Origin of the sequence: Lederbergia ruris (assembly GCF_018332955.1) — a bacterium.
Classification (GTDB): Bacteria; Bacillota; Bacilli; order Bacillales; family Bacillaceae_C; genus Lederbergia; species Lederbergia ruris.
This window is the reverse complement of the sequence record NZ_BORB01000086.1, coordinates 1-1825: the sequence shown is the minus strand read 5'-3', so window position 1 is coordinate 1825 and position 1825 is coordinate 1. Positions and strand designations below refer to the sequence as shown.

Genomic DNA, 1825 nt, shown 5'->3' with positions numbered 1-1825 from the left:
CGCGTGAATGGAAAATGGCACTATTTGTTTTTCTTTTTTGACGCGGTCAAGAAGATCATTCTCTCTTATCCCGTGTCTCCCAATCGAGATACGGTCACGGCTATTCGCGCCATTGATGAAGTATTAGCCTGAATTACGAAAGTAAAATCTAGTAACTAAATACAAAAAGGGCTCCAGCCTTTGGTATAATTGTGTTTGCGAAAACTACAATCCCAAAGAAAGGAGCACCTTTAAGGTGAAGTTTACCACAAACCTATCAAATATCAAAGTTGGCTTTAATTTAAAAAGTTCCACCAATATTGCGGGACTGCTTCCATTCCTTCAGTTCCTGAAACAAATGGAGATCGAAGGCACGTTTCGTTGTTTTGATTCCATCAAGAAAGGCAATTCCAAGTTTCCGTTTCGCAAGATTATTATCTATTTGATCATTGGATGGATGGCTTCCTGCAGCCGGCTTTTCCACTTCCGTTCCTTGGAGAAGGATGCCCTGGTACAGCAGTTTATGGGCGGCAGTTGCCCACATTATTCCTTATTGGGCAAAGACCTAAGATATCTTGCCAAATTCAATGTACAGCTGGACATCAAAGAGCTGATGCACGACATCATTGAACCGGCCTTGCCATCCTCTTTGATCCTGGACTTTGATTCAACCATCGAAACGGTCTATGGGCACCAGGAGTTGGCCAAAGTTGGGCCCAATCCCCATAAACCCGGCCGCAAAAGTTATCATCCTCTGTTGGTGTATGAAGGGAAGACCCGTCTATGCCTGAATGCAGCCCTGCGGCCCGGAAACCGGCATACGGCCGACAATGCGATTGAACTTGCAGAAGAGACCTTGAATCTGCTCTCTGAATCCCAGACTGTCTCCTATGCCCGCTTTGACAAAGGCTTTGCCGGGGAGGACTTCTACAGATATTGGGAAGGGAAACAGATTGACTACGCCGGCAAATTGAAATGGACAGGCCGGCTGGCAAAGACCGTTTATACCGATCCGCAGCCATGGATCCGGTTTGTCGATGAAGATATCGTCATTGAAGGCAAGACGGTCAGCTATCAAGCCACATCCTGGGATAAGCCAAGAAGTGTCTCAGTCATCCGGAAAGCTGCCCGTTTCGAGATGGATCAAGCGCAATTGATCGATTTCATTTGGGAACATGAAGCCATTGTCCACACCATGGATTGGTCTCCGATGGACATCTGGCGCTTTTACAACCAAAGGGCTTGCATGGAAAACTACATCAAGGAAGCCAAATACGGCTTTTCCATCAACCGAATACCTACGGGATCATTCAAGGCCAACGAACTGGACCTGTTGATTAAGCTATTTGCGTATAACCTGTTTGAACTTTTTAAGATGGACCATTGCCCTGCCCCCATGAAAAGCTATACCATCCAGAGGTTTCGCAGGGAAATCGTTCAGGCAGCAGGAGTATTCGTCTATCATGCCAGGCAAATCATGCTAAAGATTCAGGAAGGCTACCTTCATAAAAAGGCTTTTTCAAACATGGTTCAAAGCGTAAAGCAGCTTGAGTGACTGGCAGTAACTGAATAAATTGGAAATTCGTTGCCCCTTCATTTTGGGGAGGGGGAAGGTATACCCAATTTTCCGAAATCATGGGATCTCGGCTTCCATTTTTACAAGTATTTACCAAATAATCTCCAAATTAATATTCAGTAAATTCACTTTCGTAATTTGGGATTAGTGAAGATGAAGGAGATTCCGGAAGATCTCACTTTGGTTGTCGATGGAAATCCCATCTATCTTCTAGCTCAACACTTTTTCGCCCAACACGACATCCAGTTTGATGTCAAACAGGTGATTGGT

1 protein-coding gene is annotated in these 1825 nt (G+C 44.9%); it reads left to right on the top strand.

The window, feature by feature from the left end:
- The first annotated feature begins 235 nt into the window (after positions 1 to 235).
- The gene (locus KI363_RS21475) at positions 236 to 1534 is read left to right on the top strand and encodes an IS1380 family transposase (protein ID WP_212967600.1); all 1299 of its coding nucleotides are present in this window, start codon (positions 236 to 238) and stop codon (positions 1532 to 1534) included.
- Positions 1535 to 1825 lie beyond the last annotated feature (291 nt).